General features: G+C 52.7%; 17 protein-coding genes. 10 read left to right on the top strand and 7 right to left on the bottom strand.

Annotated features, from left to right (window positions below; translation table 11 throughout):
* The first annotated feature begins 440 nt into the window (after positions 1-440).
* Together ACFPOF_RS32960 and ACFPOF_RS32955 are read left to right on the top strand one after the other, a co-directional pair.
* A complete protein-coding gene (locus ACFPOF_RS32960) occupies positions 441-1,061 on the top strand; it encodes a DUF3990 domain-containing protein (protein WP_378140345.1) in 621 nt (206 codons plus the stop codon).
* Between the two features lie 17 nt (positions 1,062-1,078).
* Positions 1,079-1,588 (top strand): hypothetical protein, encoded by a 510-nt coding sequence (locus ACFPOF_RS32955; protein ID WP_378140343.1) that lies wholly within the window; start codon positions 1,079-1,081, stop codon positions 1,586-1,588.
* 584 nt (positions 1,589-2,172) lie between these two features.
* Here the strand turns inward: ACFPOF_RS32955 and melA are convergent.
* From melA to ACFPOF_RS32940, 3 genes are read right to left on the bottom strand one after another with little or no spacing between them, the layout of a single operon-like run.
* Entirely contained in the window at positions 2,173-3,585 is a 1,413-nt protein-coding gene (gene melA, locus ACFPOF_RS32950; protein WP_378140342.1) for an alpha-galactosidase, read from the bottom strand.
* Positions 3,586-3,604: 19 nt separating this feature from the next.
* Positions 3,605-4,666, bottom strand: a complete 1,062-nt coding sequence (locus ACFPOF_RS32945; protein WP_378140340.1) for a Gfo/Idh/MocA family protein — start codon at positions 4,664-4,666, stop codon at positions 3,605-3,607.
* On the bottom strand, positions 4,663-5,778 hold the full coding sequence (locus ACFPOF_RS32940) for an FG-GAP repeat domain-containing protein (RefSeq protein ID WP_378140338.1): 1,116 nt from the start codon (positions 5,776-5,778) through the stop codon (positions 4,663-4,665). The genes ACFPOF_RS32945 and ACFPOF_RS32940 overlap by 4 nt, the downstream gene beginning before the upstream one ends.
* 149 nt (positions 5,779-5,927) lie before the next feature.
* Here ACFPOF_RS32940 and ACFPOF_RS32935 point away from each other — a divergent pair, with 149 nt between their 5' ends.
* The gene (locus tag ACFPOF_RS32935; protein ID WP_378140336.1) at positions 5,928-6,773 is read left to right on the top strand and encodes a helix-turn-helix transcriptional regulator; all 846 of its coding nucleotides are present in this window, start codon (positions 5,928-5,930) and stop codon (positions 6,771-6,773) included.
* 30 nt (positions 6,774-6,803) lie between these two features.
* On the opposite strand, the gene ACFPOF_RS32930 is transcribed toward ACFPOF_RS32935, so the two are convergent.
* Both ACFPOF_RS32930 and ACFPOF_RS32925 read right to left on the bottom strand, forming a co-directional pair.
* On the bottom strand, positions 6,804-7,898 hold the full coding sequence (locus tag ACFPOF_RS32930; protein WP_378140334.1) for a GntR family transcriptional regulator: 1,095 nt from the start codon (positions 7,896-7,898) through the stop codon (positions 6,804-6,806).
* A 31-nt stretch (positions 7,899-7,929) separates the two neighbouring features.
* A complete protein-coding gene (locus tag ACFPOF_RS32925; protein ID WP_378140332.1) occupies positions 7,930-8,784 on the bottom strand; it encodes an AraC family transcriptional regulator in 855 nt (284 codons plus the stop codon).
* 172 nt (positions 8,785-8,956) lie between these two features.
* On the opposite strand from ACFPOF_RS32925, the gene ACFPOF_RS32920 reads away from it, so the two are divergent.
* Both ACFPOF_RS32920 and ACFPOF_RS32915 read left to right on the top strand, forming a co-directional pair.
* A complete protein-coding gene (locus tag ACFPOF_RS32920; RefSeq protein WP_378140330.1) occupies positions 8,957-10,156 on the top strand; it encodes a hypothetical protein in 1,200 nt (399 codons plus the stop codon).
* 26 nt (positions 10,157-10,182) lie between these two features.
* Complete coding sequence (locus tag ACFPOF_RS32915) at positions 10,183-11,127, top strand: sugar phosphate isomerase/epimerase family protein (RefSeq protein ID WP_378140328.1); 945 nt, start codon at positions 10,183-10,185, stop codon at positions 11,125-11,127.
* A 65-nt stretch (positions 11,128-11,192) separates the two neighbouring features.
* Here the strand turns inward: ACFPOF_RS32915 and ACFPOF_RS32910 are convergent, their stop codons facing one another.
* Complete coding sequence (locus ACFPOF_RS32910) at positions 11,193-12,848, bottom strand: response regulator (RefSeq protein ID WP_378140326.1); 1,656 nt, start codon at positions 12,846-12,848, stop codon at positions 11,193-11,195.
* 24 nt (positions 12,849-12,872) lie between these two features.
* The gene (locus ACFPOF_RS32905) at positions 12,873-14,606 is read right to left on the bottom strand and encodes a sensor histidine kinase (protein WP_378140324.1); all 1,734 of its coding nucleotides are present in this window, start codon (positions 14,604-14,606) and stop codon (positions 12,873-12,875) included.
* Positions 14,607-14,801: 195 nt separating this feature from the next.
* Here ACFPOF_RS32905 and ACFPOF_RS32900 point away from each other — a divergent pair, with 195 nt between their 5' ends.
* The 5 genes from ACFPOF_RS32900 (at position 14,802) to ACFPOF_RS32880 (ending at position 23,676) form a co-directional block, all read left to right on the top strand.
* Complete coding sequence (locus tag ACFPOF_RS32900) at positions 14,802-16,526, top strand: extracellular solute-binding protein (RefSeq protein WP_378140322.1); 1,725 nt, start codon at positions 14,802-14,804, stop codon at positions 16,524-16,526.
* An 80-nt stretch (positions 16,527-16,606) separates the two neighbouring features.
* Entirely contained in the window at positions 16,607-17,506 is a 900-nt protein-coding gene (locus ACFPOF_RS32895) for an ABC transporter permease (protein ID WP_378140320.1), read from the top strand.
* Between the two features lie 17 nt (positions 17,507-17,523).
* Positions 17,524-18,417: a carbohydrate ABC transporter permease gene (locus ACFPOF_RS32890; protein WP_378140318.1), complete on the top strand. Its 894-nt coding sequence runs from the start codon at positions 17,524-17,526 to the stop codon at positions 18,415-18,417.
* A 37-nt stretch (positions 18,418-18,454) separates the two neighbouring features.
* On the top strand, positions 18,455-20,719 hold the full coding sequence (locus tag ACFPOF_RS32885; RefSeq protein ID WP_378140316.1) for a discoidin domain-containing protein: 2,265 nt from the start codon (positions 18,455-18,457) through the stop codon (positions 20,717-20,719).
* A gap of 53 nt (positions 20,720-20,772) precedes the next feature.
* Entirely contained in the window at positions 20,773-23,676 is a 2,904-nt protein-coding gene (locus tag ACFPOF_RS32880; protein WP_378140314.1) for a hypothetical protein, read from the top strand.
* Positions 23,677-23,799 lie beyond the last annotated feature (123 nt).

Here is a 23,799-nt window from a genome sequence, read left to right as displayed (position 1 = left end):
TTCTCGGCTGGTGCTGGTGAGGGGTATGTAATTTGAATTCGTAATATTTTCTGTAATTTCTTCTGTAATACACGAGAACACCGCCTTAACAACAATTTTCGTTATATATCTTAATATATTGGTGACGATTCTAACGTCGAGGCGGGGATGGCAGCATAGAGCTTATCTAACGTGCAGAACGCGTCGATCATGGGGGAAGAGAGGGCATCGGAGAAATCCGGTGCTTTTTTGTGCGCCCCGGAAAGGTAAAGAGCTGCGCTGCAGCTCTTCTTTAACACGATTTGTTTTTGAAATACTAACTGATTGTAAATTAAGTGGGTGGAGGATATAGTGAAAATACACTGTTTATTGCAATAGGTAAGCATACATTTACAATTATTTGCAAGCTTATTAAGCTAGATTGAATGCGGATATGATAATATAAAGGTGGAAGACATATAATGGCTCAGTTTGATGTGTCGCTGGTTTTGCCTGATACGCTGTATCATGGATCCACAATGGGAGCCATTCAAGGATTAAGGATAAAACCAATCAATAAAGAATTCTGGAAGGATGCGAAGGACTTCGGCGCGGGTTTTTATACAACGATTGATCTGTTTCAAGCGACAACTTGGGCGAGAAAGCCGGTAGTTGCAATGGAACGATTGAATAAAGGTACAGACCCGAGTGCTATGGTTCGAAGTCTCCCAAAAGATCAAATTCCGGTTGTCGCAGTTTACGACTGTAATAGTAATCTTTATACCGATAACATTATCCTGCACGATTATAGAGGCGAGAGTCGGGCGTGGGCGCAGTTTATTCTTTCCCACCGGCACAGCAGCACAGTGGATAATTGCCTTTGTCTTAATGAATTTGGGTGGATCCATCCTCATATCGCTTGCGGCCTTATGGCGGATAATGATACAGGTCAAATTATTGAGGACTTTCGGAGTCAGGGTAGAGACATTCATAACAGGGATGACTTAGAATGGTTTTGGACGCAAATCATTCGAACGCGAGAGGGAAGACGTCTGAATGGGCTAGAGCTTGGCGATCAAATCGCTTTTTCAGCAAAATTATAGAGAGGAGTGGACATACCATGCAGACAGCTAGGAATAATGCGAGCGACGTTTATCGTACAGCGGTGAAGGAATCTCTTGCCAAGAAATTGGCCGCTTCAGGTCGCTTCGATGCCGATGAAACTTTTCGCAAGTATTATCAGCCTATTGCAGACACGTATGGACACGAACCTAACGTTGGAGAATTTGCTGATCGTATGCTCTGGTTAGATGAAATGGCTCATCGAGCGCCTGAACCTGGTGATATGCTTCTGCGTGTCGCTAAGCAGTCGGAAGTAAAAAAGCAGCTAGATAGTGGTTCCATGATGCGAACTGCGTTCACTAGAGCCCTCGAACAATCGAAACTTGCTTCTAAAAGGGCTAGAACAACATCACGGAAACAACGGGCTGTGCTCGCGGCTAGTAAAGCCAAAGCACTAGAAATTAAATATGGCATTAAAGTTACTCATGAATCGAAGTCTGGTAAGTCACTGCATGCTACCGTGCATTCACACGGAGGGGAATCGCCAGAAAGCGGTATTCACAAATAACAGATGCTCAACGATATCCACGCTAAGAGGCGCAAGTGATTTGCTGATAATTCCTCGCTAAGAGGTGCAATAATAAGAATGGGCACAGCATATGCTGCGCTCATTCTTTTTTTTTGCTCTGAAGGCTTTCCAGCCGGCTAAACTGGGCAGTTATCTTCAGTGTGATATGTTGTAATATGGAAAATGAAACATTAGTCATATTAGGATGTGACGAGATGGGGAAAATCAAAGTCAAGGATGCATTGTTACTTAGTTCACCCAACCTGAAGGAGATGAATAAAGATTAAGAATAGATTCGAATTTACTGCTGTTGTTTTAATAGGCAATGGCGAGTTAACAGACGATTTTACGATCGAAATCGCACAAATTGCTGACCGTTTAACCGAACAGATAGAGATCGCGAAGAAAGCGCTGCAGACCATAGCGGAGAGTACTGAACAAGGTAATGAGGCAGCCAAGGCCATAGCCGCAGAAGCTCTGGAAGCAATGATTAAGCCTTAGGCTCAAGGGCAATCTGCGCGTACGTGAAGGAAGGAGCTGTACGCCGGGGCATCTGCCGCCCCGGAATACAGCTCCTTGTCTTTTTATTTCGCAAGCTCGCCGAACCTGGAGAAGATGGCGAGCGCGGGGTCGATCGGCACTTCGGCGCGCTGCACGTCCGCCGGGATCGCGATCGTCGGCGTCGGGCGCGGCCGCTTGCCGGCGAACTGAGGCAGCCACTCGGCCTCCGCCTCCAGCATCTCCGTCACCATGTCGCGGATTTCCTTCAACGTCAGCACCGACGATGTCAGCGGGTCAAGCGCCACCGCCTGTACGACCGTCTCGGGATCGCCGCTCTTGGCTGCCAGCACGGCCAGCCGCTGCACGTTGATGTTCGTCAAGTTCAGCGCCGCGCACTGCGGCGGCAGTTCCCCGACGATCGTCCGGTGAATGCCGGTCCGATCCGCATAAACGAGCCCTTCCGCGCAGCAGTCCTCCGGCAAGTTCGCGATCATGCCCTTGTTGCGCAGGTTGCCGCTGAACTTGAATGTCTTGCCCGTCTCCAACGCCTCGATGATATAGGCGCAGTACTCGACGCTTCGCGGCGGCAGGTCCGCCGGTTCGTCCGCGAGCAGATCGGTTTCCTTGTACTTGTTCGCCACGTACGTGCACCAGTTGTAATAAGCGCCCGATTCTCCGCCGAATGCCGGCTCGTCGCAGTACAGCCCCAGCGCTTTCGAGCTTTGGCGGAACCATGGCACGTACTCGGACAGATGGCCCGTCGACTCGGTCATGAAGTAGCCGAAGTGGCGGAACACTTCGGCGCGCACCTTCTCGTTGACATAGTACTCGGGCTGCTCGAACTTCTCGCGCAGCAGCGGGTATAAGTCTTTGCCCTTATGCTCGATTTTCAGGAACCAGCCCATATGGTTGATGCCGCCGGTAATGAAGTCGATCTCGTTCTTGGGCACGCCGGTGTAGCCGGAGATGAGGTCGAGCGTCGTCTGCACGCCGTGGCACAGACCGACGTACTGGATATTCGTCTCGCCGAGCGCCCAGCAGATCATGGCCATCGGATTGACGTAGTTGAGCAGGACGGCTTTGGGGCACAGTTCTTCCATGTCGCGAGCGATGTCGAGGACGACGGGAATGCTGCGCAGGGCGCGGAACACGCCGCCGGGTCCGAGCGTGTCGCCGATGCATTGATCGACGCCGTATTTAAGCGGAATTTTGTAGTCGAGTTCGAAGGCGGACAAGCCGCCGATCTGGAACGAGCAGATGACATAGCTCGCGCCGCGCAGCGCCTCCCGGCGATCGGTCGTAACGACCGTGCGGGCTTTGAGCCCGTTCGCGTCGATGACACGGTCGATGTACGCTTTCACTTGCGACGTCTTCGACGTGGACGGCGCCATCAGGACGAACTCGGTATCTTCGAGCGCAGGCGTGGCCATGATGTCGAGAATGAGCGTTTTGCAAAATACAACGCTTCCTGCTCCGATAATCGCGACTCTTCTCATGGGCTTGACCTCCATCATTCTAAATGGAATATTTTTGGATTCTGTAATCGATATACTGCTTGGCAATGATCAGATCGTTAATCGCGTCCTTGGCATCGCTTGGAGCAGGGCGTTCGCCTCGCACGGCTGCGAGGAAGTTGCGCGCCTGATTGCGCATCGCGGACACGTTCGGCAAGCTCGGCTGAACGACCGAAGGCGGGGCGATAGACGGCTGGTCGCGCATGACGGTCACCGTACCCGCGCGCTGGCGAACGAGCGGCGCCGGCAGATCGACGCGTACGGAGCCGTTGTTGAAGCCGACGAGAACGCGTTCCTGCCAGTCGTAGCTGTTGTGGTAAGGCGCCATCTCGAGCGCGACCGTCACGCCGGAATCGCTTTCGCCCGCGAACAGTACCCCTTTGCGGTCGACGTAAGTGATTTTGTAGCTTTCTCCGAGGAAGAAGCGGATCGCATTCACCTGATGAATGTAGTAGTTGACGAAGATGTCGAGTTCCTGCGACTGCGCGTCCGTGTAGTACGCCGGGAATTTCTCGGAGTCGATCGGCGGATAGGGCTCGTCGGAACCGATCGGCATGTCCGCGCCGCTGATCCAATCGCCGGGCGGCATCGTGACCCGGACGTAACGGAGCTCTCCGTATTCGCCGGACGCCTTCCATTCGTCGACGATTTTTTTGGCGTATTCCATCGCCGGGTCGGAGCGCTTATGGTAACCGACCATATGCAGCGTGCCGCTTTCCTCGCCGATCCGGACGAGCTCCCGCCCCGCCTCGACGGTCAGGGACAGCGGCTTCTCCGTAAATACCGGAACTTTGGCGCGCAAAATATCCGGAATGAGCGCTATATGGCTTCTGTACATCTGCGGGGCGACGATGGCGTCGACTTTCGCTTTTTCCAGCAGTTCCAGATGGCTGCCGTATACTTCGGGCACCCCGTAGCGGTCCGCGACCAAACGCGCCAGCCGCGGGCGCGGCTCGGCCAGCGCGACGACCTCGCATTCTTCCTTCAGCACTGCGTAATTGCTCAGATGCGCCATCTGGCCCATGCCGCCGACGCCGACAAATCCGATTCTCAGCTTGCTCATGCTTGATCCTTCTCCTCCGGCCCCTGATTTTCGAATAAATATAACCCGTCCTTACCCGGCGCGACGATATCGGGATAGCCGTTGCCGGTCAAATCCTGCACCCAGAAGTAGATGCCCGCGCCCGATGCCTCCCCGGCCGGACCGAAATCAATGACATGCTTCTCGAACGCACCTCCGTTGATCCGGTAATAATAGATGCCGATCGGATCGTGCGCCCCGGGATCGCCGTCGTTGTGCGCGCGATATCTTTTGCCGGTTATAAGCTCGGGCTGTCCGTCGCCATCCAGATCGGCCAGCCATAGGTCATGGAACTGCGAACCGCTGTCGTCGATCAGGTGTTTGATCCACGTTCGCGTCCCGTCCTCCGCCAGCCGCTGCTCATACCAGTGCAAGCCGTAATCGTGCGCTTGCCCGACGATCAGGTCGGTCAGTCCGTTGCCGGTGACGTCGTAGCCGAGAATCGGCACGCTGGCACCGCCGAGCGAAAATTCGGGGTGGAACCGCCATGGCCCGGCGAACGGATCGTCCGGCTGCTCCAGCCAGCCCTCGTTCAGCACGATATCCATCCGGCCGTCGCCGTTGACGTCCGCAAAGCCCATGCCGTGGCCGCTCGGTCCTTCGCTGATGACCGTCTTGCGGAAACGTCCAGTTCCTTTGCCATCCGCATCCCGGATAAGCTTGTAGAAGGCTTGCGGTTCACCAGGCGTGTTCGGGAAAATTTCCGGCACGCCGCACCCGTCGATATCGTAAAAGCGGATCGTCTCGATGCAGCCGCATTCGTCGATGTCGAACGTTTCCCACGGAACGCCCGCCTCGCCGGGGTTGCGCCGCCAGCGCAACGTCCGGCCCCACCAGGCTCCGGTTATAATGTCGGGCCAGCCGTCGCCGTCAACGTCCATCGGGTAGTCCGAGAAGTCGTCATGATACCCATCGATCGGCATGACTTCGGCGATGAAGTGTTTGCGCGCATAGTCCGGGCCTTCGTACCAGTACGCCCCGCTTACGATGTCGGCGATGCCGTCGCCGTTCACGTCGAATACCGCGCAAGCTTCGTACTTCTCGTCGGACAGCTTTCTTTTGACAAAACGGATCAGTGGAAGCTCCTCCTTCATGCGATTATTGATTCTTGCAAATCACCAGTTACAATCATTACACTAAGAAGAGAAGTAAACATGAATCTAATGTTAAATGTAGCGGAGGAATGCGTTTGCAACAATAATTGTGCTTGCGTACTTCCTATCTGATCTTGCGAGGTGCCGACTTGGACAGCCATTCGATTTTTATCTCCGCCCCGGCCGTGATCGGGGGGTTCACGCTAGAGAAAGGAGAGGACGACCCGTTTCGGTTCGACCTGCACAAGCACGATATGTCAGGCGAAATGTTGCTCGTGGAAAAAGGCGCGGGCGAGTTTGAAATCGGAGGCGTCGTCTATGAAGCGACGGAAGGCACGCTTTTGTTTTACCAGCGGGGCGTGTGGCATAAGGAGGCGTCGCTTAAGCATCCTTTCCGAATGACGTATATTGGCTTTGCCGGTTTGCAGTTGCAAGGGCTGGATCGCGATCACTTCTTTGCGCCGGGCGTTAAGCCCGTGCTGCAGCTTGGGGAGCATTATCCCGAAATCCGCGGCCTGATGCATGAATGCACTGCAGCGATGCGGAGCGGGGAGCCCGAGGCGGGAATGATCGCAAACCATCATCTGGGCATTCTGTTCGCGAAGCTGGCTCGAATTGTCCATTACGCCCCTACCCCGGACCGTGCTGCCAAACCGGTGCGGGATGCGGTGCTGCATGCCAGAAGATATATGGAAGAAAATTATCGCAATCCGATCACGCTCGAGCAGCTTGCGAAAGAGACGTATACGAACAAATACCATCTGGCGCATCAATTCACGGAGAAATTGGGGCAAAGCCCGATTCAGTTCCTGATCCGTTACCGTATGGAGGTCGCCTGTTATTACTTGCGGGAGACGGATTATCCAATCGGTCAAATTGCGGAGCGGGTCGGCTACCAGAGCGAACCGTCCTTCTTTCACGTATTTCGCAGAACCGTCGGTACGACGCCAAATCGTTATCGGGAAAACAAAACAGCGACATGGATCGATTCTTAAGATCCTTGTCGCTGTTTAACTTTAGCGCTATTAAATATTGCTTTCGATCGCTTTTACCGTGTCACCCTCAATGAATACGGGCTGGTAATAGTTATTTGCGGGCAAATCTCTTTTGCCCTGCAAATTTTTAATGACCCAGTCTGCTGCGTCGCGTCCCATTTGTTCTTGGGGGTGCGTCAGCGTCGTAAGTGGGATACTGGCGTTTTTGGCGATATACGAATTGTCTTGTCCAATGATGGATAATTCGTCTGGAATCGAGATCCCTAATCTCTTGCAGACATGCATGACTTCCACGCCTACCTCGTCGTTATAGCATACTAGCGCGGTCAATCCATCCCGATAGTCCGTCAGAAACTTTTCCAAGTTGGCACCCAAATCTGATTTCGTCGTCGTATCGAAAGAAAGCACAAGCTCGGGATGGAACCGCAACTTGGCTTCCCCAAGAGCTTTAATACATCCCTTCATCCGGAGCTTCCCTTGCAAATCATCCATTTTCGCGATAATGCCAATCCGTGTATGTCCTTTAGAGATCAGTTCCCGAGTTGCGATATAGCTGGACTGAACGTCATCAAGACAGAAGAAAGGAACATCCAGCTCTTCATAGTAGGCATTGATCATCACGAACGGAACATCCTGCTCCTTAAAGGTCAGGTAGTAAGCGATATTAGGATTGTATAAGTTGCTTCTGGTGGGCTCGATAATCAATCCATCCACGCCGTAGGACAACATCGTCTCCAACGCTTTTTTTTCTTGCGCAACATCGTTATTCGTACTCGCGAGCAGCAATGAATAGTTATCTTCGTTTAATCGGCTTTCGATTCCGCGGATAATGGAGGGGAAGATGTAATCCGAGATGTAGGTCGTGATGACGCCGATCGTTTTTTTCACGGCTTGCCCGTTCGACCTAGTCCGGTATTGACTGCTGACGTAGGTACCGGATCCCTTTTCGCTTCTTAGAAATCCCTCGTTCGACAACTCCAGAATCGCCTTTCGCGCCGTCTGCCGGCTAACGTCGTAGCTGATCTGCAAAGCGGACTCCGTAGGAATTCGATCGCCAGTTTTGTACGCTCCCGACAGGATATCGCTTTTAATATCGTCAATGATGACTTGGTACTTTGGCTTCACGCAGTTCACTTCTTTCATCGGCGTTTGAAGTTTAGCTCAACAAGTGCGTTTTCCGGAACTCGCTGGGTGATTTTCCCGTCGCTTTCTTGAAGAGGGTGCTGAAATAGTTGGCGTTGGAATATCCGACTAATTCGGCAATTTCCTGCACGGACAATTGCGTATTCAACAGCATTGTTTTAGCCTCGCCGATTCGTCGTTGGATCAGGTAATGGATGGGCGAGTAGCCCATTTCCTCTTTGAAGATGTGCGACAAATAGTAGGGGCTAATATACAGATGGTTGGCAATTTCATGAAGAGGGATGTCTTGGGAATAATTCAAGTCGATATATTGTTTAATCCTGTAGCCGAGAGAATCGTTCCTGACCAATAACTTTTGCGGCTCATGCGCGTTCACGATCCGAAGAACGGACACCAGCAACGAAATCATGATATTCTGGCACACCGTTTCGAATCCGAAATCTTGCGACCGGAGTTCTCTGAACAAAGTAGAAACATACCCTTCCACCTGCCGGCTATTAGAACCGGTTGAAATGACAGGGGTGGCGTTCAGGGGAATGATATTGCCTGCCTCGATCCCTTTAATCTGTAGATTTCCTATGCCGCAAAAATAAGTTTTGAGAGGGTTGGCGGGGTTGGAGCGCTCTTCATGCAAAACTCCGCAATTGTAGATGATCATGTCGTCTTTGCTTGCAAAGTAGTCGTGATCATTGATTTTGAATTGACCTTCGCCTTCGCTTATATAGATGATCTCGCTGAAGTCGTCATGTTTATGACTAGGGAAATTCCAGTTCGGCTCTTCGGATATTTGTCCCGCGTAGAGAAGAGTAGGAAATCGATCCTGCCGGAAAATGCCCTCGTCGTTTCGTTCGAATGGAATTTGGACCATGGTCGACCTACTCTCTCCATGTTGTAACCACATTATAAACAATAGCAGCCAATGACAACAAGAAAGTGAAGATAAACGGGGTTGATCAGCAATAACAAGTATTCACCCGCTGTATATAGCGGGTTATGCTTGTTTTGTTAGGAGCGAAATCAAGAGGAGGACGAAGAACAGAATGAATATGCAGCAGAAAATCGCATTAACCTTGGAGAAAGGGGACGGCGTTTTCCGGATGGCTCCGGTTTTCGTTCCGCGTCGTTTCGCTCAGGCAGGGAAGCGGCTTCGCCTGCATCCGGATGATTATTATGCTTATGGAGCCCAGCGCGGGTCGATCAAGGAAAGGTGGTTTTCTTCGGTCATTCCGGCCATGAACGGACCGCTTGCGAAGGCGGATGAAGGGATGAGCTATGTAGCCGTTAATGAGGATGCCAGCGATAAGTTCCTGTTTCGCGATGCGATAGAGCAATTGGGTGCAGCCATCATCGGAGACGAGTTGTATCGTAAATACGGGACATGGCCCATGTATTCCAAGTTTTTCGATTTTGAGACGCCGCTGTTCCACCATCTTCACCTGGATGAAGCTTCGGCGAACTTAGTCGGAAGGATGGGGAAACCCGAAGCCTACTATTTTCCGCCGCAGCTCAACAACCATCCGGGTTTATTTCCGGTTACTTATTTCGGGTACGACCCGGATGTGACAATGGAGCAAGTGCGCGATCGTCTGTTGCAATTCGAGAGCGGGGACAACCGGATTACGGAGCTTTCACGGGCTTACCGCATAGAGCTTGGCACCGGCTGGTATACGCCTCCCGGCGTTGTGCACGCCCCCGGATCTTACTTGACTTACGAACCTCAATGGAACAGCGACGTCAATTCCGTACACGAGAACGTCGTTTCCGGCGAAGTTTACCCGTATGAATTTTTGGCGGAAAATTGCCCGGATAAGGAAAAGAGCAACATCGATTATATTATGGGATTAATGGATTGGGAGAAAAACGTCGATCCGCATTACAAGAAAAATTATTTCCGTCCTCCGATCGCTTGCGGGCATTCCGATGAGCGACATACGGAAAAATGGATCACCTACGGCAACGAATATTTCGGAGCGAAAGAGCTGACGGTGCAGCCTGGCCGGACGGTCGTCGTCAAGGATGCGGCAGCATACGGAACCGTTCTGATTCAGGGACACGGTACCTTCGGGGTGCACGAGGCGGAGGCAGCCGGCATGCTGCGCTTCGGACAAATGAGCGGGGACGAATTTTTCGTCAGCGAAAGCGCGGCAAGGCAAGGAATTACCGTCACGAACCGGAGCAAGTGGGAGCCTATGGTGTTCCTGAAGCATTTTGGACCCAACCATCCGGACATGCCCCGATAAAACCATTCAAGAGGAGACTTTCTATTATGTCGAAACAAGTATTCGAGCAGAAGAACGATAAGATTAGAACGGCATTCCAAGAGCTGAAGAAGAATTATCCCGAGAGATTGAAAAACAGGCTGAATTTGTCTTGGAGCAATTGGGGCTTCGGTATGGAGTCGCTTGAAGAGTCGGCGAAGAGACTGCAGAAGGCAGGCATCGGCTATATCGAGCTGCACGGCAATCATTATGGTCCCGACCTTGGTTACCGCGTCGATGAAACGCGCGCTATATTGGAAGGCCACGGGATCCGGACGGCTGGCGTATGCGGCATGTTCTCGAAGGACAACGACTTGTCGAGCAATCGCGCCGTAGATCGCCAAGCGGCAATAGACTACCTGAAACGGGAAATCGAGTTCACTTCCCGGATGGGAGGCTCTTATCTTCTTGTCGTACCCGGAGCAGTCGGCCGGCCGGGGAAATACGATGACATGGAGCTGGAAAGAAGCGTGGAAACGCTAAAGCTCGTTGCGGATTTATTCGTGCAATACGGCGTCAAGGCTGCAGTCGAGCCGATTCGCTCCGCCGAAGTGAGCTTTGTGCACACGATCGCGGACGCGCAGAATTATATTCGTGCCGTCGATCATCCCGGCGTACAGCATATTAACGCGGATGTATACCATATGCAATCGGAGGAGTCCCATATCGGGGAAGCGCTGCTGGCGGCCGGAGATCAATTGCTCAATTTGCATATGGCCGATAGTAACCGCTGCGCGCTAGGCGAGGGCTCGCTCGATTTGGATACCATCATTATGTCGCTTTACTTGCTCGGTTTTAATCGGGAAGGCAGATATGTCACTCCCGAGCCGCTCGGTCCCGGCGGGGATCCCTATCCGGCGATGTACGGCAAACTGGACAAAGCGAGGTTAGATCATATGGTGATGCAGACCGCGTCCTATTTCCGCGAGCGCGAAAACGAGCTTCTTAAATAAAAAAGGGTGGCACGGGGGATTGTTCCTGTGCCACCTTCTTCGTATTTTGATCGCTACGGGAGGAGCTAATCGTACAGCTTCAGCTCGCGATATTCCTGCGGGGTCGTATGCGTGTATTTCTTGAACATTTTGATGAAATAACCTTGCTCCAGCCCCACTTGTCTCGCGACCTCATGGATTTTCAAAGAGGTTTCCCTTAGCAGCGCGGCGGCTTTGTCGACTCTCCTCTCGGCAATGTATTCCGCGAGTCCGTACCCGGCCGTTTGCTTGTACAACCTGGACAAATACGAGGCATTGAGGTTCACTACATCGGAAAGCTTGGTCAGAGAGAGATCGTCATGCAAATGCTCTTTGATGTACTGGTTCAAGCGGGTGATGATCGAATGGGATTTTTCCTCTCGTTCGTCATGCCGCTTGACGAACAGTTGCGCGGCGACGTTCTCGAAATAATGCGCAGCCGCTTCCCAATCCGGATGGTCGTCGATTCTCATCAGCCCGTCGAAGTCTTGCCGTTCCAGCAGATCTTGGGTCGCCTCCACCCGGTTCAGATAGGACAAGATCATCGTGGCTATGTTGTAATACATCTCCGTATAGAGAAAAGGATCGTGCGCTGCGGATTGAAGCATCCCGCTGCATAGGGAGGCGAACTCCCGAGCGTCTCCCCCTTCCAAATAAGATTCCAGCAGGGGAATCGTTCTTCTTTGGCTCGCGATGTTCGCTATGTTCGCGTTGTCTCCGGTTGAACCGGCGCTTTTTAAGGCTGCGGATGGCTTCTCCGATGCAGGAATGTCCGTTAGGAGACTTTCTCTGCCCAGTCCGAGCCCGCGTCCGAGCAAACGGGTCAGCCTGTTGAAGACGGAAGGCAGTTCGCTCCATGAACAGAAGCTGCCGTGGGTCACGAACGAAACCGGAATATGGAGCACGCTGCGGCTGGCGGACTGGACGGAATCCAGCGTTTCGTGGATGCGTTGAACGAACGCGGGCCCGTTTCCGTCGTCGACTTCTTTCGGTTGGATCAGCCAAATGAACTTGGTACGGTCATACGACAGGGTCGCGATCGAATAGGTAGAAAAATATTCTTGAGAAATGTTGTGAATGGCGAACAATAGCAACTCTCGATCTGCAAAGGAATAGTCACCCGGCCATTCATCTACGCGGCCGACGACAAGCAATACGGGAAGAGCCGTGCTTAAGGAGATACCGAGTTCCGCGAATCGAAACTGAATGCCCTCATTGTGCAGACGTTCCCCGCTCAGCAGGCTTAACAAATACTCTTTTTGCAGCAGCGGCTTGGCCAGATGCAACTCTTGCCGGGCTTCTTCCATTAACTGTTCTTTCTCCCATTCCTCCTGCAAGCCGGCGATGGCATTGTGGAACGCCTCGAGAATCCTTTCGTCGCCTTCCGTCTTTAACACATAATCCAAGCCCCCATGACGCATGGCGGTTTGCACATAGGAAAAATCGTTATACCCTGTCAGGAAGATCGTCTTGCAGAAGGGCCACTGTTCTTTGATGAGTTGTTGCAGTTCCAGCCCGCTCATGCCGGGCATCTGAATGTCGGCGATCACGATATCGATCTTATGCGCCGACAGTCGGGCGAGCGCCTCCGTGGCCGAATAGGCTTTCAGCACATCGAGCTCCAATGAATCCAGCTCCAGGAATAAGTCGTACAATCCATCTACAATGATCGGTTCATTGTCGATAAGCAATAATCTGTACATAAAGCGGAACCTTCCTTTCTCCAGCTACATTGATGTTGTTTGCGGTAGCCTGATCGTCACTTGGAACTCCCCGGATTCCCCTTGGTCAATCCTAAGACCGTATCGGGAACCGAACTGAAACTGCAGGCGTCGGTGCACGTTGATGAGACCCGTCGTCTCCAACCCGGCGTCTTGGGCTTCCAGCTTTTTCCGAAGGCTTTCGATCAGGGCCTGATCCGTGTATCCCCCGTTATCTTCCACTCGAATGAGCAAGCTCATCTGTTGTTCGGCAAATTGTACCGTTAGTTTCGCGCCGGTTTCTTTCTTTTCCAAACCGTACTTGTACGCATTTTCAAGGAGTGGTTGCACAATGAGCCGAGGCACCATCAAGCCCGCATAAGCTGGCGGCAGCTCTCCGAATACGACCTCGATCTGGTGGGCGAATCGGATTTTTTGGATTTCCACATAGTTTTTGGCATGCTGCACTTCTTCGGCCAAGGTGACGTTATCGCTGGAGTTGCGCGTCATAAATTGAAAATAGTCGGACAAGTACTTGGTGAATCGGATTTGATTTTCGTCCCTGCTCTTTTTGGCCAGTCGATACAAAATAAATAAGCTGTTGTACAGGAAATGGGGGTTGATCTGTGATTGCAACTGCTTGAGCTCGGCATGCTGAACGCGAAAGTTTTGCTCGGATACTTCTTTGATCATCTGCTGAAGCCTTTGAACCATTGTGTTGAATTGCGTGTACAAATACTTGAACTCATCGCGGCCCCGATAGTCGAAAGCGATGTTCAAGTTGCCCTGCTCCACTTTGCGAAAAGCACGTACCAAGGTTTTCAAAGGCTGATGGATGAGGCGGTACACGGAGTACGACACGATCAGAATGACCACGAAAGTCAGGGCGGAAATCATCCAGAACCATACGGTATATTGGCGCAGCGGGCCGAGTACGGTTCGTTCCCGTTCATACATGATCAATGTCGTCCCTAAAACTTTCGATTGCTCGAAGGCGACTAAGTAGTTCTGTCCGTCGGCGGTCACGGAATGAAGGTCTGCGGCGATGGTATCGTCCGCTTGAATGACGGAATCGATGGCTTTCAGAATGCCTTCGGGTTCGTCGCTGCCGATTCTCCAGCCGTCTTCGAAATTGACCAGCATCGTATTGCCGGCCGTTTGGCTCGTAAATTGCAGTAAAGCGTTTTTCAGCAAAGGGATCGAGATTTCGATATCGACGACAAAATCGGGCGTCAGGCGATTCGATTTGATCGGGTACGGCAAGCTGATAAAAAGCCGATTCTGCCAGTAGATAAAAGGCGACTCGAAGATGTTGGTAACGACGTTGAGCGCCTCGAACTCGTCTTGTCGGATGACGCCGAAGTTGTCGTCGGAGATCGTCCTGTCGATTGCGGGAATATGAACGCTAGCCTCCTGGATATAGTTGCTCGAATTTTTGATGACGGACAATTCCTTCTGCAGGCTTCGGATTGCTCCTCGTTGCTCGTAATAACTCATGATCTCTGTGCGGTTACTCAATAAATCCAGGTCATCGTAACCGGCAAACTCCCTCATGATTTTGATCGTGCGCGTGAATTCGTTCTCCAGCGTGTTATTGTAGAAATGAACCTTCGATAACATGGAGTTGGTGATCTCCGTCTTGACGCTGGCCGAGCCGTAGAGATTCATGACGAGGCTGAGCGCGAACAGCGGCGTCAGCACGATCAGGAAGGTGATGATCAGCTTCGGGTAAATTTTAATCGTATCGAAAAGCGCTTTCATAATGGCTCCCACCCTGCTTCGACATGATATAAATGTTTTGATTCGCTAATAAAGGGCTTGATTCCTGTCGATCTGGCCTCCACGTCAACAGAAAACGATAAACGTAAAAAGAGTTCTATATTTGATCAAGGTCGAGCCCATTATAATCAAATTTGCAAGCGATTCCAATCAGTCGATTGAAAGGGGAAACACAGAATGAAAGGCCACAAATTGCTCCTGATAGCTCTCGCATCGATGCTCGTAGGGTTGACGGCCTGCAGCAAGAACAATGAAAATGCCAAAACGTCCGATACGCCGTCTTCGCCCCCGGCGTCGACCGCGTCGCCGTCCGCTTCAGAAGAATCGCCCGATCCGTTCGGGAAGTACGATCCTCCTTTAACGCTGTCGACCGTAAAAATTTTTGCGGCGGCCGATAAGTTCGAACCGGGAGAAACGCCGGAGAAAAACACTTGGACGGACGCAATCCTGAAGGATCTAGGCATCGCCATCAAGCTCAATTGGTCTGTCGTCGGCGATGAGCCCGGCGGAGCGGGGGAGCAGAAGCTGAACATCACGATTGCTTCGAACGATATCCCGGACATTATCCCGGTTAACGCCAAGCAATTGAAGCAGTTGGTAGATAACAATATGGCGGAAGATCTGACCGACGTTATCGAGAAATACGCGTCTCCGCTGTACAAGAAATTTCTGGCGTCCAACGGCGGATTGGCTTTGAAAACGGCCACCTTCGACGGCAAAGTGCTGGCACTCCCGCAAACGACCGCCGGCATCGACGATGCGCCCATGATTTGGATCCGGAAAGATTGGCTGGATAAGCTGCAGCTGCCGGAGCCGAAGACGATGGGTGATATTCTGGCCATCTCCGAAGCGTTCACGAATCGAGACCCGGACGGCAACAACAAGAAGGATACCTTTGGTCTTGGGGTCGGCAAGGATCTGTATAACGGAGCGTTGCACGATGTGACCGGCTTCTTAGAAGGGTATCATGCTTATAAAAATCAGTGGGTTGAGGACGGCAGCGGCAAGCTAGTCTACGGCGGAGTTCAGCCGGAAATGAAGACCGCTCTCGCCAAGCTGCAAGAGATGTTTAAGGCGGGGCAGATCGATCCCGAGTTCGGGGTGAAGGATGCAGGCAAAGTAAACGAGTCTATCGTCGCAGGTAAAATCGGCATGTTCTACGGCGCGCACTGGAACGCCTTCTGGCCGCTGCCGGATGCCTACAAACAAGATCCGAACGCCGTCTGGAAGCCGTACCCGATCGTATCGGCGGACGACAAGCCGGCTATACCGTCCATCGGCCTCGGCGCTGGCGCACCAAACTATTTTGTATTCAAAAAAGGTGCCAAGCATCCGGAAGCGATCGTTAAGCTCGCGAATTATTATGCGGACAAAGAATACGGGTGGGACACGGGCGGCATCGACCTGTCGTTCCATCAACCCGTACCCAATCCGAACGGTTACGTCCGCTGGAAGTTCGCTCCCGTGTTCGCGACCGATCCCGAGCAGAACATCAACATTTACCGCGGAGTCAAAGCGGTAGTCGAAAACAACGATCAGAACGCGCTGAAAAACTTGCAGGTGAAAGACAACTACGACAATTACACGAAATTCACCAAAGACGGCGATAAGACCCAGTATGCGACCGCGCTCTGGTCTGGCCCGCAAAACTCGGGGCTGAGCGTCCTCGACTATTACTTGAATAACAAACTCGGGCAGTCGGATAAATTTTACGGTTCCAAGACGGACACGATGATCGACAAGCAGTCGACGCTGGAAAAGATGCAGTTGGAAACGTTCACGAAGATCGTGATGGGGGCCGCTTCCGTCGATTCATTCGACCAGTTCGTCTCCGATTGGAAGAAGCTTGGCGGCGATGCGATTACGCAAGAAGTAAATGAATGGTACGCCGCGAACAAATAAATGGATGGAGCGGGAGGTGCGGGAGTCCGACGCTTCCGCATCTTCCGCCTAACCGACTAATGGAATTTGGAGGGAGTCCAATGCTCTCACATCGATGGAAAAGGCTCCTGCCGCTGCACTTGATGCTATTGCCCGCTCTGACGCTGCTGCTCATATACGGATATGGACCGATTACAGGAATCGTCATCGCATTCCAGAAGTTTATGCCTTCCAAAGGCATGTTCCATTCGCCTTTCATTGGACTGGATAACTTTAAATATGTGTGGAATTTGCCGGACACGAAGCAGGTGCTGGAGAATACGGTAATCATTGCGCTTTTCAAAATCGTGCTGAACTTACTGGTGCCAATCGTCCTGGCGCTGCTGTTGAATGAAGTTCGCCTGAAGCTGTTCAAAAGAACCGTGCAGACGGTCATTTACTTGCCTTACTTTTTATCCTGGGTGTTGCTGGGCGGCATCTTGATCGATATTTTGTCGCCGTCTCAAGGTATCGTCAATGATATTTTACGTACTTTCGGATTCAAACCGGTGTTTTTCCTGGGAGACCCGGGCTGGTTTCGGTTCACGGTCGTCTTCACCGATTTATGGAAGGAAGCTGGCTTTAACACGATCGTGTTTCTGGCAGCGGTCACGAACGCCAATCCGTCCCTGTACGAAGCTGCCGTGATCGACGGGGCGAACCGCTGGAAACAAACGCTGAGCATTACGCTTCCGTCTATGCTGCCGGTTATTATTTTGCTTGCTACCCTCAGTCTCGGCAACGTGCTCAATGCAGGATTTGACCAAATCTTCAATTTATACAGTCCGCAGGTTTATAGCTCGGGAGACATCTTGGATACGTTCATATACCGGATCGGTCTGATCGATACGCAGTATGGCGTGGCAACCGCTGTCGGCTTGTTCAAATCCGTCATCTCGTGCGTGTTCATTACCGTCTCGTATGTCCTGGCATACCGTCTAGCGGGCTATCGAATATTTTAGAGAGAAGTGTAACGGATATGGTTGGAAAAAAGACGACCTCTGGGATTGTATTTAACCTATTTAACTATAGCTTTCTGACGCTATTGTCCGTGCTGGCGCTCTTTCCTTTCCTGAACGTGCTGTCGCTGTCTCTTAGCAACAAGACGGCTGCCGCCGCGGGGTTGGTCAAGCTGTGGCCGGTCGATTTCACCCTCTCTTCCTATAAGTTCGTTTTTTTACGGCACGAATTTTTTACGGCATTAGGTATTTCGCTCGAACGCGTGCTGCTGGGAACCGCGTTAAGCATGATCGTCTCGGTTCTGGCTGCCTATCCGCTTTCCAAGGAAGAGAGAGCTTTCCCGGGACGCACGTTGTATGCCTGGGTTTTCGTCTTCACGATTCTCTTTAACGGCGGATTAATCCCTTGGTATATGACGATTAAAATGACGGGTATTTTGGATTCCATATGGGCATTGGTGCTCCCTGGAGCGGTACAGGTGTTCAATTGCTTGCTGCTGCTGAATTTTTTCCGCGGCTTGCCCAAGGCGTTGGAGGAAGCGGCGTTCGTAGACGGAGCGAGTCACTGGACGACGTTAGGACGTATCTTTGTTCCTCTCTCGACCCCGGTATTGGCTACCGTTACGCTGTTTACCGTCGTAGGTCACTGGAACTCCTGGTTTGACGGGATCGTGCTGATGAACTCGCCCACGCAATATCCGTTGCAAAGCTATTTGCAAACCGTGGTTGTAAAAATGAACACTTCGACGTTCGCCAACATCGACCCTGTGCAGGCGAAATTGCTAGGCGAAATTTCGGATCGAACCGTGAAAGCCGCGCAAATTTTCATGGCAACCTTGCCGATTTTATGCGTGTATCCGTTCCTGCAAAAGTATTTTATGTCCGGGATCGTGCTAGGTAGTGTAAAAGAATAGCGCTCTCACCGGCTTGCCAAGAGGAGATGTCGTACCCGTGAAAAAAATTGGCCTGCTTTATGCATTCTTATTCTTCCTGCTCCTGGAAGGGGGCGCCAAGGCACTCGCCGCTTCTCATTCGGACCCTGTCACCGTTTGTCAATCGTCGGAGCTTGCCGCCATGAGTATGAATCAGTTGGACGCGCCGCTCATCACTTACACCGTCGGGGCAAGCCGGTACTTTATTCATTCGGAAAACTCCGGCGACACGTTCCAGCTATTCTCCGGTACGCTGGATGCGCCGTGCGGCACGCTGGAGTGGGAGAAAACACGCGCCCAACTGTTCACCAATCCGAGCGCCATTCAAGGCATGCCATGGCTCGTGAGCGCTTACCAGGACCCGAACGGGCTTCTCGCTTTCGTCCACGTCGAGCATGCCGGAGCAAGCACCGATAAAGGTAAGATCGGCCTTGCCTGGTCGACGGACTTTGGCAACACGTTCACGTATTTGGGCGATATCGTCGTTCCTTATGGCAATCCCGACTTCATCAATGTGCAAGGCGCGCCCTATATTATTAAAGAGGGCTATTTCTACGTCTATTACTCCGATGCGAACGCGCCCAACGTCCAAGGAGCCGCAGTTGCACGGGCGAAAGTATCAGATGTGATCGCCGCAGCCAAGAACGGTACGGTAACGTCTTGGAGCAAATATTACAACGGCGCGTGGAGCGAGTCCGGAATCGGCGGCAACTTCACCCCGCTCGTTCAAGCGAATGGCATTACCCATACGAGCGCGGCTTACAGCACCTATTCCGGCAAATATTATTTGGCCACGACGGTCATGGCGTGGTACGGCTCGCAGTCGCCGACGTGGATCAAGCTGTGGGAATCATCGGATGGCATTAATTGGACCCTGTCGCAAACCGTTGCCGAGGACATCGGCGGCAATCTCGCTCCGAATGCCGGCTTTCAGTATGTAACGATCGTCGGGACGAACGGCAACAGCAACGGTACCGTCGGGCAAACCTTCTATCTCTACAGCGGTCTCAAGCCATACGAATCCGATAAAGCCGTTCGCCGCTGGACAATCGACCTGGCAGGAACGACGACCGCAGCGACCTATCCGGCACTAGAAAACATAACCCGTAAAGTAAGCTATTCCAGCTCGTCCAATCTGCATTCTACCCAAACGGCGGATAAAGCGTTCGACCGTTCTCCTCTTACCAATTGGCAGGCCGCGGCAGGCTCCGGGTTTAACGGACAATGGCTGATGGCTGACTTCGGCGCTGCGACGCCGTTCAACAAAGTGGTGCTGACGGAATACGGCAGCCGGACGACCGGCTATCGCATCGAGTACTGGGACGGCGCATCTTGGCAAACCGCCTATACGGGCACTTCGATCGGTGCGACCCAAGTACCGAAGACGATCACCTTTCCCGAAGTAATTGCCCAAAAAGTGCGTATCTATTTCACCTCGGGCTCAGTAGTGCCGATCATTTACGAGTTCGAGGTGTACGACGACCCATCACCTATCAACCTGGCTCACACAAAAACGTTTTCCAGTTCGTCTGATTTGAATGCAAGCCAGTCGGCCGACAAGGCGTTCGACCAACTGCTGCCGACGAACTGGCAATCGGACGGCTCGGGGTTCAGCGGCCAATGGCTGGCCGTCGATTTTGGCGATAATCGGACATTTAATACGGCCGTGTTGAACGAATTCGGCAATCGAACGAGTGGGTATCGGATCGAATATTGGAACGGCTCCTCCTGGCTTACGGCATATACGGGAACAACGATCGGCGATTACAACGCCTACAAGTTGGTTACGTTCCCAGCCGTCACCGGCAGCAAAGCGCGCCTATATTTCACTTCGGGAACCGGTTCGCCGATTATTTACGAATTCGAGCTGTACAACCGCCCCTCGGCTTCCAACCTGGCAACGGGCAAATCGTATGCAAGCTCCTCCAATCTGGATGCGACCCAGACGGCATCCAAGGCGTTCGATCTGTCGCCGGTCACGAACTGGCAAGCGGCAGCCGGCACCGGCTACACTGGGACATGGCTGCAAGTCGATTTTGGAGCCGCCACCACATTTAACGAAGCTGTCATATCCGAATATGGCTATCGCACGACAGGCTACCGCATCGAATATTGGAACGGCTCCGACTGGCTGACCGCTTATTCGGGAACGACGATCGGCGACTTTTACCATACGAAAACGATCGTATTTCCGGCAGTAACCGGCAGCAAGGCACGTATTTACTACTTGTCGGGAAGCGTCGTGCCAATCGTATACGAATGGGAATTGTATTACCGGCACTAATGGCCGTGCGTTAATGTGGACTAACCATTACAAACAGGAATGGAATGTTGCCGATGAAGGCTATCGATGTTACAGGCAATTGGGAATCCGATTTTTTGCCGGCCGACCGGATTCAGACGAGGGAACCGAAAGTGGAGCAGGGACAGACAATCGAATTCCGCCAAAGGCTGCAAGTTCCTGCGGGAATTCACGCCCTGGAGTTGGTCTACTGGCCGGATCAGGACAGCCGCTTGGGCAAAGCGATCGAGCAGAAATTCGACGGCTTCGACGGTCTATGCATTAACGGCTTATCCGTACGGTTGGCTTTTCAGCGTATGGAGGGGGCAAGGGAAGGATACCGCGCCCTTGTCCAGCTGGAAGAGGCTCAAGGTTCAGAGAGAGAATTGCAGCTCGCGCTTGCCCTGTGCGCTTCAAGACCGTTGTATACGAGATTGATCGGGAACGCCGGTCGGAATAGCGGAGGAGGCGCGTATCAAGCGCTTCCTCCGTTTTCCGATGGGCAACTGGCAATCGTCAGAGGTATCCCGTTCCATATGTCGGAGCTCAACGAGTTCGAGATCAACGATCTGCTGAAGGACTCCCCCGGGGATCGGGGAAGCTTGCACCCTTGGAATGACGGGATGACGCTTCCGTGTCACGGCGCGAAAGTCGGAACCGCCCATTTCCTCGGCATGATCCACAGTATCGACATCGCGAACGGGTCATGGTTTTCGCCGAAGGGAGATCACGGATTCTCTCACTTTGTCGGAGACAGGGCAGGGGAAATCTCGATTCGCTGGATGGACGGAGAAGAGTCCGTCATTCCGCTCGTATTCGGATTCAATATTTGGTATTCCCGCGCGTGGGACATGTTCTGGCATTGGTGGATGTACGGGCAGTATATCGGCCATCTTGGCGATAAAATGTTCAGCGGCCGGGAAGACGGAAGGGAAATCGTCGAGGAAGCCGTCGCTCTCGTCGATGGCATTCGGGCCATGGGATCCTTAAGCTCTAACGCCCGATTCGTATTTTCCGTCGACTTGGGCGGGCGCGAAGTGGCGTCCATCTCCTTGAAAGGTGACCCGATGCTTTACGGTCATCCCGTCGTATCGGCCGTTACTTTGGAAACCGCGGAGCTTTGCTCCGAGCTGCCGACGCTGCCGGATTTCGGTTCGGTCAAGAGCGTTCGGAAGGCTGTCAGTCTGGAGCGAATTGCAGCAGGCGACTGGCAAGATCGGGTCGAGCGGCTGCAAAAGCTGTTGTATACGTATGTCGACGAGCTTCCCGTTCTGAATGAACCGCTGGTTCCGGACGGATATTTCGGGCCGCGCTACCGTTTCGAGGGGACGCCCGATTCGGTGTACGCGAGCACTTTTTTGTACCGCAACGGCCCGGAATGCGCCGCTTATATCGCAGACAACGGAACGGACTGTTCATCTTCCACGGCAAGGAAGGCCATCCCTCACTATATTTACGGGATGGGCATCTGGTTCGGGTTCGACCCGGTCTTCGGCAGCCTGGATAATTGGTTCAAGCTGTACCGGGAGCGGTCGCCCGGGGAGCTGCCGGGGATCAGCGAAGCTTGGGCTCGCGGAGTCGGAGAGCTGTTGAGGGAGTCGCTGGCGTTCGGCTACGACAAGTTCGTCCGCTCTTATGTCGACTGGCTGGACAATGCCTTGTTTACCGAAGCGAATCCGCCTCATTGGAACAGGATCGTAGGCCGATCGTGGTACATGACGTACGAGGTTGAGGTTGGAGGGACGGTCGAGAAGGGAAATCGGGAAAACGACGGTCACGGAATCTGCATGTGGGGCCGTTACATGGTCTGGCATTGGATGGGCAGACCGGCGGACTGGAACGAGCGGCATTTCGCCGCCACGGAAGCGGCGGTGAACTGGATCGAGTGGCAGCTCGCGAACGATCTGATCCGGCCGGGCGTTCGCAAAGACGCGCTATTCACCGAAAGCGAATGCGCTCACGGCTCGTATGACATTTACTCGTCTTACAACTGCCTGCACGGGATCAAGCTTTCGGTCCGGATGGCGGAGCAGCTCGGAAAGACGGAGCTTGCGGAACGCTGGAAGCAGCTGTACGAGCGGCTTCGCCAAGGCATCCTGCTTCATTTGGTCGATCAATCGGAGGACGGACCGATCTGGCATACGGAAGAGGACTGCTATTGGCAGGACCATGCGCATAAGCTCGTGCCGATCCAACTGGCCACGGATGGCGACTCGTATACGCCGTTGGAAGACTGGGCGGCCGGCGACTCCACGGATCGAATCTTTTTGGAGATCAGCGAGAATTCATACAAGCATCTGATGAGAACGGAAAATTACAACTGTTTGCGAATGTATGGGTATGGTCAAGGGATGATGACTCAGTCGGCGCTGCTACTCGACCGGATGACGGATGCGGAAAGGTTTTTGCATTTGATGCTAACCCATGCCTATTTGCCGCACATGGAAGGTTGGGCTGCTCCGGAGGGGATTATCGTGCATCGCTCCGGCGCGTATTATTTGCCGGTCAACGGGTACATGGGCCAGGATTCGCACGTCGCGGGCAGCACCAAGGCGGTTCGCCTGCTCCTCGGCATCGATGACAACGATCCCGATCATTTGCGACTCGTTCCCCGCTACCCGGCTTCCTGGACGAAGATGTCCATATCGGAATATCCGGTGCTGACCGGCCAAAGGAGGCAAACGATAGCTTATGTTTACGACCGTGATGAACTTGGAGACGTGTGCGAGCATACGTTCAGCTTCGAATTGCAACGTCCGGCAGATCGTATCAGCGTCCGCCTAGGACCTTTTCCATCCGATGCCGAGATCGATCGCGCATTCTGGAACGGGAGCGATATTCCATTCGACTGCGTGGCGTCAGGAGATAGCAAATGGGTATGGGTGCGGAATTTGAACGGAAAATCGGGCGTCATTCGAACCGTTTACAAGGGGATTACGAGCGGAGCCATTAAGGGCTAACTCTTTTACGGTGTCGCGACATGTTCATCCAATAATATGTACGTATAAAATATAATAATAATTGACATATGTACGTACAAATAAATATACTTAGGTATCATTAAGAGCGGCAGGGGTGATGCG

The organism is Cohnella soli (genome assembly GCF_042655525.1).
GTDB lineage: Bacteria > Bacillota > Bacilli > Paenibacillales > Paenibacillaceae > Cohnella > Cohnella soli.
Note: the sequence above shows the minus strand (reverse complement) of the source record. Positions and strands in the feature narration are given on the sequence as shown.

What these genes read in the sequence shown, in the direction of transcription:
- ACFPOF_RS32915 (WP_378140328.1), top strand. Translation starts at nt 10,183, where the DNA reads ATGTCGAAACAAGTATTCGAGCAGAAGAACGATAAGATTAGAACGGCA.
- ACFPOF_RS32905 (WP_378140324.1), bottom strand. Translation starts at nt 14,606, where the DNA reads ATGAAAGCGCTTTTCGATACGATTAAAATTTACCCGAAGCTGATCATC.
- ACFPOF_RS32910 (WP_378140326.1), bottom strand. Translation starts at nt 12,848, where the DNA reads ATGTACAGATTATTGCTTATCGACAATGAACCGATCATTGTAGATGGA.
- ACFPOF_RS32920 (WP_378140330.1), top strand. Translation starts at nt 8,957, where the DNA reads ATGAATATGCAGCAGAAAATCGCATTAACCTTGGAGAAAGGGGACGGC.
- ACFPOF_RS32940 (WP_378140338.1), bottom strand. Translation starts at nt 5,778, where the DNA reads ATGAAGGAGGAGCTTCCACTGATCCGTTTTGTCAAAAGAAAGCTGTCC.
- ACFPOF_RS32890 (WP_378140318.1), top strand. Translation starts at nt 17,524, where the DNA reads ATGGTTGGAAAAAAGACGACCTCTGGGATTGTATTTAACCTATTTAAC.
- ACFPOF_RS32900 (WP_378140322.1), top strand. Translation starts at nt 14,802, where the DNA reads ATGAAAGGCCACAAATTGCTCCTGATAGCTCTCGCATCGATGCTCGTA.
- ACFPOF_RS32945 (WP_378140340.1), bottom strand. Translation starts at nt 4,666, where the DNA reads ATGAGCAAGCTGAGAATCGGATTTGTCGGCGTCGGCGGCATGGGCCAG.
- ACFPOF_RS32960 (WP_378140345.1), top strand. Translation starts at nt 441, where the DNA reads ATGGCTCAGTTTGATGTGTCGCTGGTTTTGCCTGATACGCTGTATCAT.
- ACFPOF_RS32895 (WP_378140320.1), top strand. Translation starts at nt 16,607, where the DNA reads ATGCTCTCACATCGATGGAAAAGGCTCCTGCCGCTGCACTTGATGCTA.
- ACFPOF_RS32955 (WP_378140343.1), top strand. Translation starts at nt 1,079, where the DNA reads ATGCAGACAGCTAGGAATAATGCGAGCGACGTTTATCGTACAGCGGTG.
- ACFPOF_RS32880 (WP_378140314.1), top strand. Translation starts at nt 20,773, where the DNA reads ATGAAGGCTATCGATGTTACAGGCAATTGGGAATCCGATTTTTTGCCG.
- melA (WP_378140342.1), bottom strand. Translation starts at nt 3,585, where the DNA reads ATGAGAAGAGTCGCGATTATCGGAGCAGGAAGCGTTGTATTTTGCAAA.
- ACFPOF_RS32925 (WP_378140332.1), bottom strand. Translation starts at nt 8,784, where the DNA reads ATGGTCCAAATTCCATTCGAACGAAACGACGAGGGCATTTTCCGGCAG.